We start from the raw sequence: 16,483 nt of genomic DNA on the forward strand, positions 1-16,483 counted from the left end.
ATAGATAATTATTCTAATAGGATTTGAAAAATGTTTTACTGTTATCAGTGTCTATAGTCACATTTTTGTAGCTGAGACGTTCACCTTCACCTATGTAAATACTCTTCACATCGTTGTTTTTATTTAAAGTAATTACCGCAAAGGTTCCTTTAAAGTAAATACCTAAATTCTTATCTGTATAAACAGCGTTTTTTGATTGAGTAATGACATATTGAGTTAACTTTTCCGTAGGTGTTTTACTTTCTATCTTCAATCCTTTATAAATATTATTTTCTTCTAGTTTTTCTACTGATTGTATTGTTGGCTTTTCGTTTTCATTAAATGGTTCAAAAACTACAACAAATGGATTTGTCCATGCTTCACCTTTATTACGGATTATCAGAGTAGGTGTAGGCAATTCGTCATAAGGCGCTGGTGATTCAAAAGTTATAGGTGCTTTTACTGTAGTAAATTCTCTATTTTGAAAACCAGGAATATGCAGTTGCATAAAGATAGTCTCTGGATGTAATTTTTCAGTTTTAAAAGTGGCTTTAACAGATTCAGTAAAAGGTTGTGAAGTTTTTACCTTTTTAAAAAAATGCCAGCCTGGATTTCTATATACTTGGTTGCGTTTCCATTCACCATTAGCATTTACCATGTAGCGTTTTGGTGTTTTTTTTAAGTCTAATTTTTTAGTTTCAAAGATTAATTTATCTGCAATGTTATGATATAAGTAATCATGATATTCATTAGGTAATCTAGATTTTGAACGGAAAACATCCACATAATAACCTGTTGTAGGCGAGGTTCTTATTAAAGCCAGAGTGCGCTCTTGACTAGCCTCGGCTTTATCACCTTTATCATCTTCAAAACTGGTCTGACTAAATGAATGATTTGGGGAAACAGCTACTTCACCAACTTTAGGTTCCATAGAAATGAGTTGTACTGTGTTGATGCCTAGATTTACCCATCCACCTTCTCCTTGAGAACTACCATTAACTATAACTGTATTGTGAGCTGCATATAGTCTTGAATAATTTTCATGTAAATCTTTTCCATATTTTTTTCTACCATGATCCACACCTAAAACTTGTCCTTCACCATATAACTCCATATTCATACCTTCTGCATGACCATGAACCATGTGTGCGCCACCTATAAAACCCATCAGACCATCTTTAGGATTTTTGGTACTGCTTAAATTGCGTTGCATTACAATTCCTGCGTGATATACTCTGTCTGTTCTGGGCAATTCAACAGTGGTGCTTTGAGTCTCTACAGAATTAGTATGCCAAAATAATGCTTCCGGACTTTTTCTTTGATACTTACCTGCGTCTATGGCTTTTTTTAATAGTGGAGCAAATTTTTCCTGTAACTCTGCAAGACTATCCATCTTTGCAAGCAAATAAGCATTTTCATACGCCTCGTAAAGTGCACGGGCATTTCTATGTCCATCGCCCCATCTTACGATCTCACCATTAGGATATACAAAATATTCTAAACGAGGTAAAGCAAACAAAATATTGGGATACTGACGTGCAAGTTTTAATGAAGGTTGATACCTGTTAGCCACAAGCATTAATTTGGTAATTTTTGCTGTAGAATGATTTAAATATTGCGAGGTTTCTGGCCAGATATCACCTTGGTTTTTATAATTTAAAGCCATCACATTTAGCGCATCTTGATGTTCTGTATTTTCGGTTAAGAAATAAGATAACCATTTTTCGCGCTCAGCGACATCATCTATTGCTAGTGCATTATATACCAAACTTGTTGCTTCTAAAACAGAATGATTAGAGCCAGTATGTCCATAATTTACGCTTATGTTAGCATAAGTTTGAAATACATTTTGAACTTCACTGATAGGAAAATATACGTTTTGATTTTTAATAATATCAAAAGCTTTTCCTTCTTTTTTAATGTATGGATGAATAAAATCATAAATCAAAGGAAGTTTATAACCTATCTCTCTAACCTCTCTAAAACCATCATAAGGAAATAATAAACCGCCTCTACCACGCCAGTCTGAAAGTTCAGATTTCTGTACAGATTTTGTAAAAGAATATAAAATGCTGCTTGCTACATAAGCATACTTTGCATCTTGCGTGAGATAATACATCATACTACAATCTAATGCAGTTTGTAAATTCTCGATGAGAAGTTCTGCCGGTTGCCATTCTTCATCTGTAGCGTTGTCTAGATTTCTATGTTTACCATTTTCTATGTGGTCGGTTTTTTGAAAAGGTGGAAATTCATTTGTGTTTCCGTCAGACCAATTAAAGGGTAGTTTTTTAATAAATGCAGTCGGATTCTTATAAAATTTTTCAATTTGAACATCTGCCTTATTTTTTAGTTCTAGATAAATGTTATTTGCCCAAGTTTCTGTTTCTATTTTATTGAGAATTTCTGAGCGTTCTGAAGATTTGACAAGAATAAAAGGACGTTCTAATTGTTGCGCACACAAGTTCGTGATTCCTAAAAATACCAACACCAAAAAGGTTACTTTCAATTTTATATTATTAAAGTCTTTCATTCACTCTCTTTTTTTGCTCTACAAAATAAGGCTGAAACGTATAGTTAGATTCCGAATCCCATTTTGAATTTACCTGAGGTAAAAGCGTTTTCAACTCTTCTATTTTATCGGTATACTTAGGATTATTTGCCTCGTTATACCATTCATTAGGATCAGAATGATGGTCGTAAAATTCTTCTTTACCATCTTCATATCTAATATACCTATAGCCATCAACTTTAACGGTATGATTGTTCATTCCAAAGGTTGTAATCGCTCGTGCTTTGTCAAGTCCTTCATCGTTTTGCATCATAGCGACTAAACTATTTCCTTCATTCCTTTCATAAGCAGGAAGTCCGCTTAACTCTAGAAGTGTAGGGTAAATTGAGAGCATTTCAACTGGTGCATCAATTTTCTTTCCTTTAGGCAAATTAGGTCCTGCAAATAGTAAAGGTGCTTTAGTTGCTGTTTCCCACAAGGCGTGCTTTGCAAAGGTTCCTTTTTCCCCTAAACGATAACCATGGTCTGACCATAAAACAACAATAGTATTATCTCCATACTCACTATTTTCAAGCGCATCTAAAACACGACCTAATTCATAATCTACATAGCTTATACAAGCTAAATAGGCCTGAACTATTTTTTTCCATTCGCCATTCTCTTTAGCCCATTCTGTTGATGGCATCATGGGCAAATCATTAATTTGCATACCGACTGATGGAATATCCTCTAAATCATCTGCAAAATAAGGTGGTGTTTCGATGGTTTCTAATGGGTATAAATCAAACCATTTTTGTGGCACATAAAGTGGTACATGAACACGCAGAAAACCAAGCCCCATGAAGAATGGTTTATCGTATTTTCTATTTAAACGCTCAACCACCCAATCAACAGATTGATGATCTGGCATTAAGGTGTCATTCTCAGGAAAAGCTCCCCAATCTGTACTAGTTCTTCCGTGTGTTCCTTTGATTCCATTTCCGAGACCATTCCAAACAAAACGTTTTTTTGGATAAGGTCCAAAACCTCTTACACGTCCTCCAGACTCACTAAAAACACTGTCTGGTGCATGAACATGAAATAGCTTCCCTATTCCCATCGTATGATAACCATTATTTGTAAAATACTCTGGTAAAAAGGTAATGTCTTTTGTTGCCGGATTCCCTTTTCTTCTTATTTTCTGATCTGGTGTCATACCATAAATACCTGTAGTAGACGGTCGTAAACCTGTCATTAGAGAAGCTCTAGAAGGACCACATAATGGTGCCTGACAGTGTGCATTAGTAAACGTAACGCCCATGGCCGCTAATCGATCAAAATTTGGTGTTTTTACATTTGAAAAGTTATCGATAGGACTTATCCAATTGTTTAAATCATCAACGGCTATAAAAAGTATATTTGGTTTAGCCTCTTCAGCTTTGACTTCTTTGTTAGTTAAATCTTTACATGAAAAGATAAAGACTAATGAAGTCAATAATATCAATTGTACTTTTTTCATATTTGCTTTAATCATTTAGTACTTGAGCTTCTTTTTTAGACCGTTTTATAGGACCATTATCTCCTAACAAATACATTTTTCTAAAGTCTGTACCTTCTTCTTTTTCTGCCACGATGATTCTAGCATCTGGATGCGGATTATCAATAAGAGATGATATGACAAATCCAGAGTTTTCGCGTTGTAAAAACACCTTGCTCTTTTGAAAAGATTCTCCACCATTAAAACTGTCCCATCTACTTATCTCACCAACATCATTGCTGGTTTTATTTTCTAAATAGATGCTCACTTCTGTTGCTGATGTTACTTCTAGATCACCATCTCCTCTAGGAAGATTAGCAGTATTACTTTTTAACCATTGTTGTCCATCCCATCTAAAATGTTGTAAGCGTTTAGGACCACTTCTCCTTGCATTTATATCTGGACCTACTAATACAGCAACATGCGGATTCCCATCTGGATCTACATCAGTTATGCCCTGAAATGTCCAATCATTAGGTATACTTCTTACTAATGTCTTTTCGTCTGCCATTTCTTTAGTTAACGGCATTTGTAAGCGTTCATTCTTTACATTTTTCCACTGGCCATTCTTAGTGTCAAAAACCATGTAATACACATTATGTCGTTCTGGAATATGACCACGTGCATCTTGAGCATTTACATTATCTCGGCAAATGTGGTAATCAAATGCTACAATGATATCATCAGCATTACCTCTGCTTACCCATGGATACCAGGAATCTTCTGCTTCAATATTAGTTCTACGTTTATGTTTTAAAAAAGAAACTGGCTCGCTAAAAGTGACACCATTATCCATTGATTTCTGATAAACCCAATCACTTCTATGGGCTCCATGACGATAAAACAGATAGATGTCTCCATTATCCATTTTTATAAACTGACTGTAGGTCCCAAATAAGGATACATTATCCCGCGTTTCCCACTCAGATATATCATAAGGCTTTTTAGAAACCGCATGCAAATTTTTCCCATAACTGTAGTTTCCTAACGTGTTTTCTCCATGATGACGCATACCACCATGACCACCAAAAGCAATATGAACATAGCCTGCATTATCAATAAGCAACGCTGGTTTACCATGATTGTCTATTTTTTTCTTGCGACTAGGGTCTTTTCCCATTTCACTTATCCCAGCTTTAAATGGACCTTTCCATTCTTTAGTCTCATGATTATAAGATGCCACATAAGGATCTTCCAGCGGTCCTTGATAAGCCACATAAGTAATCCCATTGTGATAGACACCAGATGGATGTTGCACGAGCGCTACTGCATTACCAAAACCGTTATCTGCAAAATAATCTACTTCTGTTTTGGAATTTTCATTTTTTGATATCTCCTTTTTAGCAGAATCACATCCCAACAATAAGACGCATAAGCTGATTTTGAGTAAGTATTGTTTAATAATCATTATTCGATTTTTAATACTTTAATTATATTGAGTTGAACTGGTCCTAGTAAACCAGAAGTTAATAGCGTATCATCCTTCTTCCAATGTTTCCATGATGAAAATGTTGTGCGTTCTGATGGACGTTGTGTATCATTTATCAGCCAATCTGGTAATGATTCGATCTTATTTCCTTTACGCTTGTAATCTAAAGGAAATGATTCATCGCCTATTAACTTATTTGGCCACAAGTTAGTTACTTTTATAGTGACTGTATTTTTTCCTTTTTCTAAAAATTCAGTGATATCAGTTCTAAACGGTGCTTTCCATAAGGTTACCACATTTTTTTCGTTAACCGCTACTTCTGCGATAACTGCCACGCTCCCTAAGTCTAATTCTATTTGTTTATCAGTTTGCAATACCTTTTCATTTAATATAAATTCTTTGGTATAGATTGCTGTTCCTGAATAGTGTTGAATCTCTTCGTTTTCATGCTGTGACCATGATATTAAATCAGCAAACTTTTCTTTGATGTTTTCCGCTTTCGCGAAAGCGAAATCAACCACCCAATTTTTAGATATATCAACAGTTTCAGGTATATCAATTACCTCAGCCGTTTTCGTTTTTCCTGATGCAGAAGTGTAGGTGATTTTTCCTGCATATGGTGTTTTCCAGTGAATAGCATCATTATTGTAAACTAGTTTTGGTCTTGTTTTATCGTTTGAAAGCTTTAAGATTTGACCATCTGGAATATGAATCGTGCGTTGTTCACCGTCTGTGATAAAGGTGATTTTTAGTATTGTTTTATCGCCTTCTGCTGTTTTATTATCGATTAACTTATCGGTGACAGGAATGTTATAATTCCCAGAAGCAACTTGTTTTTGTATCTCTCGTGTCACATCATACGTTCTGTAATACTGAGGAATACCTGTGGTTTCTCCTTTAAATTTACCGAATACCGCTTTAAGCACTTTTAAGTTTTTGAGGCCTGCGTCGATTTTAATATGCTCACGCTCTTCTGCATATAATTGCTTCTTGGTCTCACCAATTTGGTATTCCATTCTGAATTCTTTTTTGTAACCCATCGCTGGGTCACAATCGCAAAACGCACGAGACATTTTAAAATCTAATACGCCATTATTAATAGCGTCATTGACTTTATCTGTGATATCAATTAAGCCTTCTTGCAAAAACGTACCATATTCAGCTTTTACAATTTTCAGGTTAGGCAATGGTTCTGCTTTTGGTTGGTCTAGTTCCATTTTAACATCTACTAAATGGTTCGCATTCATAGGCTTTTTAAAGACCATAAAAACAGAAGCTTCCATACCTAATTGCAAGGGTACTGTTGTTGTACCATCTTTATTTTCTTTAAAGACCACTGCATCTTTTATTTCACCTGTTTCTGAATTCCAGATTTCGGGTTGCTTTCCAGCTACTCTAAAACGTGCGACAATATTTCTAGCTTCTTTTCTGGCATTGGCTATAAAATAGATATCTGCATCACTTGTTTTACGATGAATGAAACTTAGATCAGTTTTGTCATCACTTTCTATCTTAAAATCAGGCGTCTGTTTATTTAAAACGTCCTTAAGAGGACTATCTTTTACCAAACCTGTGTTCCATAATTCATCAACGTAGGTTTTAACGGCATCATCACAATTTGGATAATCGGTTAAACTTGGTGATTGCGATGGTTTTTTACCAATAACTATTGCGCCACCGTTTACCAATTCTTTTATTTTATGTAGGGTTTCCGGTTTTACAAAATCGTAATCTGGTAATACTAGTAATTTATACCTATTTCCAACTGAAGAATAAATTATTCCGTTTTTAACGGTTAGGTCTTTTAACTTATTGGCACCAATCAAATCATAGTCGAAACCCATTTGTTTAATTTCGGGTTTTATAAATCCGATATTTGGTGAAGATTCTCCTGTAAACACTAAAACGTCTGCTACATTTTCACCTTGTTGCAGTAAGTACTGCGAACGTGCGAGATAATCCATGTAGGGCTTGCTTTGCGACCACCAGGTATTCAAACGGTTAAAATCAAAACCGTGATAACTTAAGGCTAAACCTGGCGCAACATCCCATGGTTGATGCACATAAGTATGAAAAATAAAACGATTAATGCCTTCTGACCAAGCTTGATCTCCAATTGATTTTATATTTGCTGGATGTTTGTCCCAACCACCAATACCAGTAAATGCTTCTGCACCAACTATGGCACTACCATTTAAATGCGCTATGGAGGATACAAACTTTGGCGAATCGAAAAATGGATAACCACCACTCCAAAACTCACACATGACAATATCTCCAGTAGCTCCAACTTGCATATTATCAAAAGGTCCCCAGTAAGGTTCTACAGAAAATTTCATTCCGTTTTTATGACATAAATCTCTAAAATGCGCGTAGTAATTCTCTGCTATTAAATCGCCAATGGTTCTCCTAAAATCCCAAAGAAAGCGTTCTGAAACTTCGCCACTTTCCACATAATATCCTGCTAAGGTTGGTAAGTATGCCATTAAATCATAACCTCTTAAATCCTCAAACTGCGTATCAAAACCAACAGTCCAATTGGTGGTTTCTACCTCATAACTATCAATTAAACAATTGTTTACGGTTGTTCCTATTAAATCGCCTAATTTATCTATAATGGGTTGCACACCACCTTTCCAATACGCATCTAATGCTTTTTTACTCATTTTATCCACCTCTAAACCTCTGGCTTCTGGTGGTGCTGGTCTGTTCGTTGTTCCTATTGGTGTGTGCCCTAATCGTAATACAATCCATTCGCCTTTTGGTACATCCCAATCTAAAATGCCTTCTTTAGAAACTTTATCTGTTAAATTGATAATGCTTTGTTTTGAAATAATGGAAGCTGCTGAAATGTCTTTCCTGTCTGGTAATAAATGATTTCGAACCCTTTCAGAAAGCATTTTGTAATCTAAACCATCTATTTTTTGTGGCGTTTTGGGTTTTGGAAACGCTAAAACGGCGATATCTTTATAGTACTTAAACTTCGTTTTTGGTTTTGGTAATTGTTCTTTGTAGTTCTGATTTCCTTGAATAGCGACTTCACTAAAAACCACGGTTTGCATCGCATTTTCTTCGGTTACCCATGGTCCTCCAGAAGACGACCAACCTGCACTATTGTGAAATGCTAATTCTAAATCCAATCGTTTGGCTTCTTCCGCAGAAAATTTAAATAACTCTAGCCATTCTTCGCTTAAATACGTTACAGGCCCTTTTGGAAATCCTAAATGCACATTAAACAATTGTGCTTCTTGGATACCTACAGATTTCATTGCTTCTAAATCCTTTGTGATTCCAGATTTTGAGACATTACCGCTTATCCAATGCCACCAAGTTCTAGCCTTGGCTTCATTTGGTGGATTTTTAAAACCTGCTTCTAAATCTGCTGAATGCTTTTCTGTTTGAGCAGATTGATCACAACACAAACACGAAAAAAATAAAACTATGAGGCCTAATTTTTTCATTCCAATTTACTGGTTTTAATGATTTTTGATGCTGAAATTGTGACAGGACCTAATAATCCTGAAGGTAGTAAATCATCTGTTGCCTTTTGAAACGAATAGGCGCTAAAAGTTTTACGAGGTCCTTCTGGAAGAGGCTCGTTATTTCTAAACCACTCTGGCATTTTTTTACTTTTCCCGTTTTCATCTCTTGCATTATAGCTTGCACTATTGCGTCTCACATCATATCCTGTTTGATTAGGAAGTTTTTCATCACCTATTAAACGATTAGCCCATTGATTAGTAATTTGTATTTCTAATGAATTCTCTCCTTTTTTTAATGCTTCTGTCACGTCTAAAGTATAAGGCGCTATCCAACTTACGCCAGCGTCTATTCCATTTACAATTACTTTTGCAATGACGTTTACATCACCTAAATTGAGATGAAATTTTCTATCTGATAACAATAATTCCTTATCTAGATTGAAAGTTGTCCTATAAACAGCAGTTCCTGAATAGTGTTTAATTTGCTCCGTACTATGTGTCGCCCAGTCAAATAATGAATCGGTTTTTAGGGTTGCTTTATAAAAATTTTCCTCTCTAAAATCGATGGTCCATTTGCCTTTAATTTCAATAGGATCAGGAATATCATTTACTTCTATATTCCAATTTTCACCATCATTTACGATAGCTGTGTAGTTTCCGTTTTCAAAAACCTCAGCCTTCAGTTGATGATCAGTATCTAAACTAAATTCAGGTTGGGTTAAACCATTGAGTTGATTAAAAGTAACTCTAGGTTGGGTTATTTCGCTTTCGCGAAAGCGTACAAAAATAGACTCTTGAGGATCTAACGGAATGGATATTTCAGTTCTTCCATTATTACTATTATACGATACTAAATTTGTTACTTCACCGGTGGTAGCATCCCATAATTCAGGTACTTTCCCGTCTACTAAAAAACTACAATTTAAAATATCTTTTTCTGTGAGGCTGTGATTATATAGAAAGTAAATATCTTCTTTATCAGTGCGCCTGTGGTAATAATTAAAATCAGGTTGACCTTCTACAATCAAATCTTTTTGGATATTATTATCTTTAAAAATCTGTTCCCATTCTCCAGTGCTGTAAGTTTTATTGCTGGACCATATTTCATTTACGAGTTGATCAAACTCCGCTTGCATCTCACTAGCTATCTTATAACCGCCTAGTTTTTTAGGCTTTTTACCTACAATTAAGGCGCCTTGTTGTGATAATTTATGTATTCCTCGTAGAGTTTCTAAATTAATGACATCACTGCGTTGTATAGCTAGTGCATTATAAGTAATACCATTAGGTAATTTTAATTTCCCGTTCTCTACTTTAAGTCTGTTTACAATCACATCAGCATTTACACAATCGTATTTATAAGCGGCTGGAAGTTTAGGGCGCATTTGATTTGCATGAACAACGTGACTAGGTGCTCTATCTCCTACAAAAACTAATACATCTAAAACAGGACTTCCCTGACGTAACATATATGAACCTCTTGCTAAATAGTTGAACCATTCAGGTCCTGCGTTATCCCACCATGTTTGTGTACGGTCTATATGAGAACCTACAAAACTCATACTCATTCCAGGTTTAACTTGAGTATTACTTTGGTGAGCAAAACGATGAAACATATATTCATTAATGCCATTTGTCCACTCGTAATCACCTTTTTGTTTAGCTAGGGCTGGATGAAAACTCCAGTTTAATTTTGTACTCGTAAAAGCCTCTGCAGATATGACATTTTTACCATAAATATGACCTGATGATACCGCAGCTCTTTTATGTCTATTAGGTTTTCCTAACCAAAACTCGCCCATAGGAATATCTGCACTTCTACCTGCATCTAAACTGTTAAATGGACCTACAAACCCATAAGGTTCTATATAAGATATCAATCCATCTTTGTGACATAACTCTGTAAAATAGTCAAAATAATTAGTGACCATTAAGTCGTTTAATAATTGTTTCATATCCCAAAAAACAGCATCTGTGGTATCGTTATTTTCTACATACTTACCTGCATACATTAATAAAAACGGTGTGAAATCGTAACCAAATCGTTCTTCAAATAGTTGCTCCATACCATCTGTCCAGTTCTGTGGACCTACTTCATAACTATCTATTTCAACATATTGCAAGGCATTAGGCGCATCAATTTTTGCTTGTTTTACTAATTTACCTACAAAAGCATCATAGTGTATTTTCAGCGCTTTTTTACTGAATTTATCAACTTCAAGACCTGTACCTTCATCAGATGCTGGTTCATTTGTAGCTCCGGAAGCAGTATAACCAAAACGCATAATCGTCCAGTTTCCCTCAGGTAATTTAGCTCTTAGAACACCTGAAGCATCCATCTTATCACTAAGATTAATAATGGATTTCTTTTTAATGAATAAAGACTGATTAGTGGTTTTAGAAGGTTTTTTATTTCTACGATAAGAGGTGAGTTCTAACCAATTTACCAAGTCATAGTTTGCCGAAAGGTTCATTTCATAAAATCCAAAGTCTGAATCTGCAACAATTCTGAAATAGCGAGCTGTTACTGGTTCAAAAGATTCAGCAAAAAAACCTTCGTCTTTACCGATGCGCTCAAACCTAGGTTCCATAAAGGATGTATAATTTATACCATCATCAGATTTTTGTAAACTAATGTTCCCTTTACGTTTATTTGTAAATATGTTAAACGAACGAATAGCATGTGGTTCTCCATAATCGTACTGCACCCATTCTTTTGCTTTTAAATCTGCAAAAGTATTTGTTTGTTTATCTGTTGCTAAGGCAGTATTAAATCCTTTATCTGAAGATGTAATAATTGGGTTTGCGCTATTATCTATTAATTCTGTTGTTAAAGACGGATAAGCAACTACCGCAATGTCTTTATAATAATCATGTCTTGCAGGTGGTTGTGGTAGTTTTAAGTTCACTTCTTTTCCACCTTGAGTAATCACTTGACTATTGACTACAACTTTCATGGCATTTTCTGGTGTTACCCATGGACCACCACTAGAGGTCCATCCATCACAATTATGCACACCAAAACTGAGTCCTAACCTCTCACATTCTTTAGCGCCGTGTGCTAAAATATCACGATGTTCCTGTGAATTATATGTTACATCACCTACTGGCAATCCCATAGAAACATTAAAAACCAAAACTCCTCCAATTCCAGCTTCTTTAATAGCTTCTAGATCTTTAGTAAAACCTTCTTTAGAGGCATTACTGCTATTAATATGGTACCAAGTGCGTGGTTTTGATTCTTGTGGTGGATTTTTAAAACCTTCTTCAAGACTGATTGCGCTAGTGAAACTTTTATCAGCGATGCTAGATTCTTTACAGGATACTAAAATCGATAGTAGAACTAAGAGTGATAGTAATGTCTTATTCATTTTGGTTAATGATTTCAGTAGGTTATATTATTGATTCAATTGTTCAATAACAGCATCAAAGGAACTATCCTTTAAATAGGTACTGATGTAATTTAAATCTGAGATTAACTTTTCTTCGGCTGTCGTTTTATCAATGATCTGTTTGTATTCCCATTTCTTTTCATCAGTCAAGAAAGGCACCATAAATTGATAGCCTTTTTTAATACTTCTACCATCTTTAGAGATTGTATCCCATAAGTCTACGTCTACTTTTTGACCTAGACGTGCCAGTTTTAAAAAGCCATGTAAATTCATAACAGAATAAGAAAATGATTTGGTCCTTTTTAATTCTAAAGGCTGACTGCCATCAGGTTCTATTTGACTAAAAATTCTTGATTTGGTGATAGTAGAAAGATGGGTTTTTACATCCTCTAGGCGTTTGAGATACAGTAGTATATTGAGTAATTGCACGTCATAATGTGTCCCATGATTATTTTTTCTGGTAGATTCTTCTATTCCTAGTTTACTGTTTTGCAACCAGTTTGAATAATCTGTTAACCAGTGGAACATGCCATCTTCTGTTTTTTTGTCGAGTAAATTTCTATCCTTAGCCAGTTCTAAAAATTTCACAACATCTATAACTTCACCAAATTCAATAATGCCAAAACATCGTCCATCATTTTTTCCAGGAATAGATTGCGCATAATTTAAATGCGGATTCATCTTTGTATCCTCATCTAAAAACCACACCTTAATTAATTCTAAGGCTTTATGAGCATAGCTTATATTATCACTTAAATAATAGGCATTGCTCAAGTCTTTAATAGCTCGAAGAAAATTATCATTCTCAACAAAATCGGTGTAATTATTTCTTGCCTCAGGATTTATTTCTCCATCTTTTCTGATGTATGGTAATCCATCATCAGTTTCTGGATTAGGCCACCAGTAGGGACCTATACTCATATAATCATGCTTATCACCACTAGGTGGAATTCCTGTTTTATGGGTTACAGAAAATAGCTCTGTCTTTAATAAAGAATCAGCTTTGAGAATGAGCTGTTGATATTCTAAAACAGCTTTTTCATTGCCTATTTTTATAAGGGACTTTTTACTTTCCAACTCTTGAAATACTGTTGTATACGTAAGTCGTTGTTCAATTTGAGCTTGAGTTATGCTATAATGTAATAATACCAAGAGTAGGAGCACCCTTTTGATCATAATTGTTTTAGTCACTAAAATGCTATTTTTAAATCTATTGTTTGTGAGCATGACAATTTTTGTGCTAAAGGATGATTATTACTGTAAATGGAATAATAAAATCAACCTTCATTTCATTAACTATTTATTTTTTATCCATCTCAAACAACTTGATACCTCATTACTATCACAAAATATTCTATAACTTTTACATCAAACCGATATATTATTAAATTCCATCGTCATTATAGTTAGTCGACACTCATGGTATATAAATTAAAAAATGCAAATAATAGATATCAACTTATTAATCAAATTTAGTTTTATAAATTTTGGTTTTAATCCTGTACTATCATGACTAGGTAGTTCAATTGAACAAATCAGACTATTGTTAACTGCTAGATCTAAATTTTGCAATCATTCTTGTAATCTGAAAAGAAGAATGTTCTCATATATGATTGCAAGGATTACGTTTTATTTTACCATTAAATTTTTATAAATCTTATTTCAAATATTCAACTGGCGATTCTAAATACGAGCATGATGAGCTATGGAATAGCTGTTTTAATTTACAGATCAATTATAAAGGTGTTTTTTGAATTATGAATTTTTAAAAACAAGATAGCACAGGATACAATTTGTGTATATGCCCAGTAACTTTAATTTTTTAAATCCATTCAAATTAAACATCAAAATAATAAATGAGCAAAACTATAGTTTTAACAGGAGCCGGCGGTGTTTTATGCAGTACCATGGCAATTGCACTTGCAAAACAAGGACATCAAATTGCTGTATTAGATTTAAGAAAAGAAGCGGCAGACGCTGTTGCACAACAAATAAATAACGATGGTGGTAATGCCATAGGTGTAGCAGCAAATGTTCTAGAAAAAGATTCTCTAGAAACGGCAAAAAAAGAAATCAATTCTAAGTATGGCAAAGTAGATATATTGATCAACGGTGCTGGAGGAAATCACCCACTGGGAACGACGAGCAATCCGTTTTTTCAATTGGAAGATTTAGATAATCAGACAGAAGGTTTTAAAACCTTTTTTGACCTAGATCCTAAAGGAATCGAGTTTACCTTCAACCTTAACTTTTTAGGCACCTTGTTACCTACACAAGTATTTGCAACAGATATGGTAGGTCGCGAGGGCTGTAGTGTGTTGAACATTTCATCCATGAACGCCTTCACACCACTGACTAAAATACCTGCTTATAGCGGTGCAAAAGCTGCCGTTTCTAATTTCACACAATGGCTGGCGGTTCATTTTTCAAAAGTCGGCATACGTGTCAATGCGATCGCACCAGGCTTTTTCCTGACCGATCAGAATAGAGCGCTTTTGACAAATAGTGATGGCTCTGCAACGCCGCGTGGCGAGCAAATCATTGGCCAGACGCCTATGGGACGCTACGGCACGCCAGACGATCTGGTAAGTACCGTGAACTGGTTATGCGATGACGGCGCAGCATTTATTACGGGAATTGTGGTTCCTATAGATGGCGGATTTAGCGCTTATAGTGGCGTGTAAACAACAACTTTTTAGTAAGATTTTTAAGATCTCGCTTTCGCGAAAGCGTAACAATAACAACAAATGAGTTTAGAACAAACATGGAGATGGTACGGTCCTAATGATCCAGTCTCTCTTAATGATATCAAACAAGCTGGTGCCACTGGCATTGTTAATGCATTACACCATATACCTAATGGCGTGGAATGGTCTGTAGCAGAAATCACCAAACGCAAAAAGGAAATCGAAGCCGCTGGACTCACATGGTCTGTCGTAGAAAGTGTGCCTATTCACGAAAACATAAAAACTAAATCTGGAGATTATCAAACTTATATCCAGAATTATAAAAATACACTCACTAATTTAGGCGAGTGCGGTATAGACATCGTGTGTTATAATTTTATGCCGGTGCTTGATTGGACACGTACTAATCTGGACTATGAAGTAAGTGATGGCTCTACAGCACTACGTTTTGAAGCAGCCGCATTTGCCGCTTTTGAATTGTATCTATTAAAAAGACCTGGCGCAGAAAATGATTACACGGCAGCTCAACAAGAAGCCGCAGCAACTTATTTGAAAAATACCAGTGCCGCAGACCAAGAAAAACTCATCCGCAATATCATCGCAGGATTACCAGGTGCTGAAGAAGGTTATACGCTAGAAGAATTTAATAAGATACTTGCTACTTATGATGACATAGGTCCAGCAGAATTAAAAGCAAATCTTTTTTATTTCCTATCTGAGATTATTCCAGCAGCAGAAAAAGCTGGAGTACTCATGTGCATCCATCCAGATGATCCACCATTTCCTATTCTAGGATTACCACGTGTGGTAAGTACAGAACAAGACATTGTGGATTTATATACGGCTGTGGATAGTCCTAATAATGGATTAACCTTTTGTACAGGATCCTTTGGCGTGAGAGCAGATAATGATCTTGCGGGAATGGTAGAGCGATTAGGTGATCGCATTCACTTTATCCATTTACGCGCTACTAAAAGAGATGAAGCTGGAAACTTCCATGAAGCAGATCACTTAGAAGGTGATGTAGATATGTATGCCGTGATGAAAGCACTTGTGCTAGAACAAGAAAAACGTAAAAAAGCCGGTCGTGCAGATTTGCGCATGCCGTTCCGTCCAGATCATGGACATAAAATGCTGGATGATTTAAAAAAGAAAACTAATCCTGGCTATTCTGGAATAGGACGTTTACGCGGTCTTGCAGAATTAAGAGGTCTAGAACTAGGAATCAAAAGATCACTAGCTTAAAAATTAAAACTAACGGCTTGAAATTTTACTCAAGCACAAAAATTATATCATGTCTACAAAATTTGAAACACGATACGCAAACAGTCCAGAAGCTGTAAAAGCTTATAATACGACTCAACTAAGAGATGAATTTTTAATTGACAAGCCTATGGTTGAAGGAGAAATCAATCTGGTTTATACACATTATGACAGATATATCGCTGGTGGCGCAGTTCCTACTAAACCATTAAAGCTTGAAACG

8 protein-coding genes and 1 pseudogene are annotated in these 16,483 nt (G+C 35.4%); 3 read left to right on the top strand and 6 right to left on the bottom strand.

Going from position 1 to position 16,483, the window contains the following annotated elements; translation table 11 throughout:
- Nucleotides 1–13: 13 nt before the first annotated feature.
- Genes IL45_RS03760 through IL45_RS03785 form a run of 6 tightly spaced genes read right to left on the bottom strand, consistent with a single transcriptional unit; the run spans nucleotide 14 to nucleotide 13,474 of the window.
- The gene (locus tag IL45_RS03760; RefSeq protein ID WP_036580474.1) at nucleotides 14–2,512 is read right to left on the bottom strand and encodes a heparinase II/III domain-containing protein; all 2,499 of its coding nucleotides are present in this window, start codon (nucleotides 2,510–2,512) and stop codon (nucleotides 14–16) included.
- Nucleotides 2,499–3,989 (bottom strand): sulfatase, encoded by a 1,491-nt coding sequence (locus tag IL45_RS03765; RefSeq protein ID WP_036580529.1) that lies wholly within the window; start codon nucleotides 3,987–3,989, stop codon nucleotides 2,499–2,501. Before IL45_RS03765 ends, IL45_RS03760 begins: the two co-directional genes overlap by 14 nt.
- Nucleotides 3,990–3,996: 7 nt before the next feature.
- The gene (locus IL45_RS03770) at nucleotides 3,997–5,415 is read right to left on the bottom strand and encodes a BNR-4 repeat-containing protein (protein WP_036580476.1); all 1,419 of its coding nucleotides are present in this window, start codon (nucleotides 5,413–5,415) and stop codon (nucleotides 3,997–3,999) included.
- Nucleotides 5,415–8,897 (bottom strand): glycosyl hydrolase, encoded by a 3,483-nt coding sequence (locus IL45_RS03775; RefSeq protein WP_081866522.1) that lies wholly within the window; start codon nucleotides 8,895–8,897, stop codon nucleotides 5,415–5,417. Before IL45_RS03775 ends, IL45_RS03770 begins: the two co-directional genes overlap by 1 nt.
- Nucleotides 8,894–12,289, bottom strand: a complete 3,396-nt coding sequence (locus IL45_RS03780) for a glycosyl hydrolase (RefSeq protein ID WP_051788628.1) — start codon at nucleotides 12,287–12,289, stop codon at nucleotides 8,894–8,896. Before IL45_RS03780 ends, IL45_RS03775 begins: the two co-directional genes overlap by 4 nt.
- A gap of 27 nt (nucleotides 12,290–12,316) precedes the next feature.
- Nucleotides 12,317–13,474 carry an alginate lyase family protein gene (locus IL45_RS03785; protein WP_160165381.1) on the bottom strand — a complete coding sequence of 386 codons (1,158 nt, stop codon included), beginning with the start codon at nucleotides 13,472–13,474 and terminating at the stop codon, nucleotides 12,317–12,319.
- A 692-nt stretch (nucleotides 13,475–14,166) separates the two neighbouring features.
- Here IL45_RS03785 and IL45_RS03790 point away from each other — a divergent pair.
- From IL45_RS03790 to IL45_RS03800, 3 genes and pseudogenes are all read left to right on the top strand, one after another.
- The gene (locus tag IL45_RS03790) at nucleotides 14,167–14,994 is read left to right on the top strand and encodes an SDR family oxidoreductase (protein ID WP_036580478.1); all 828 of its coding nucleotides are present in this window, start codon (nucleotides 14,167–14,169) and stop codon (nucleotides 14,992–14,994) included.
- A 63-nt stretch (nucleotides 14,995–15,057) separates the two neighbouring features.
- The gene (uxuA, locus tag IL45_RS03795; RefSeq protein WP_036580480.1) at nucleotides 15,058–16,242 is read left to right on the top strand and encodes a mannonate dehydratase; all 1,185 of its coding nucleotides are present in this window, start codon (nucleotides 15,058–15,060) and stop codon (nucleotides 16,240–16,242) included.
- Between the two features lie 49 nt (nucleotides 16,243–16,291).
- A pseudogene (locus tag IL45_RS03800) lies at nucleotides 16,292–16,483 on the top strand (5-dehydro-4-deoxy-D-glucuronate isomerase); the annotation flags it as partial.

This window comes from Nonlabens ulvanivorans, assembly GCF_000732625.1.
Taxonomy (GTDB): Bacteria; Bacteroidota; Bacteroidia; order Flavobacteriales; family Flavobacteriaceae; genus Nonlabens; species Nonlabens ulvanivorans.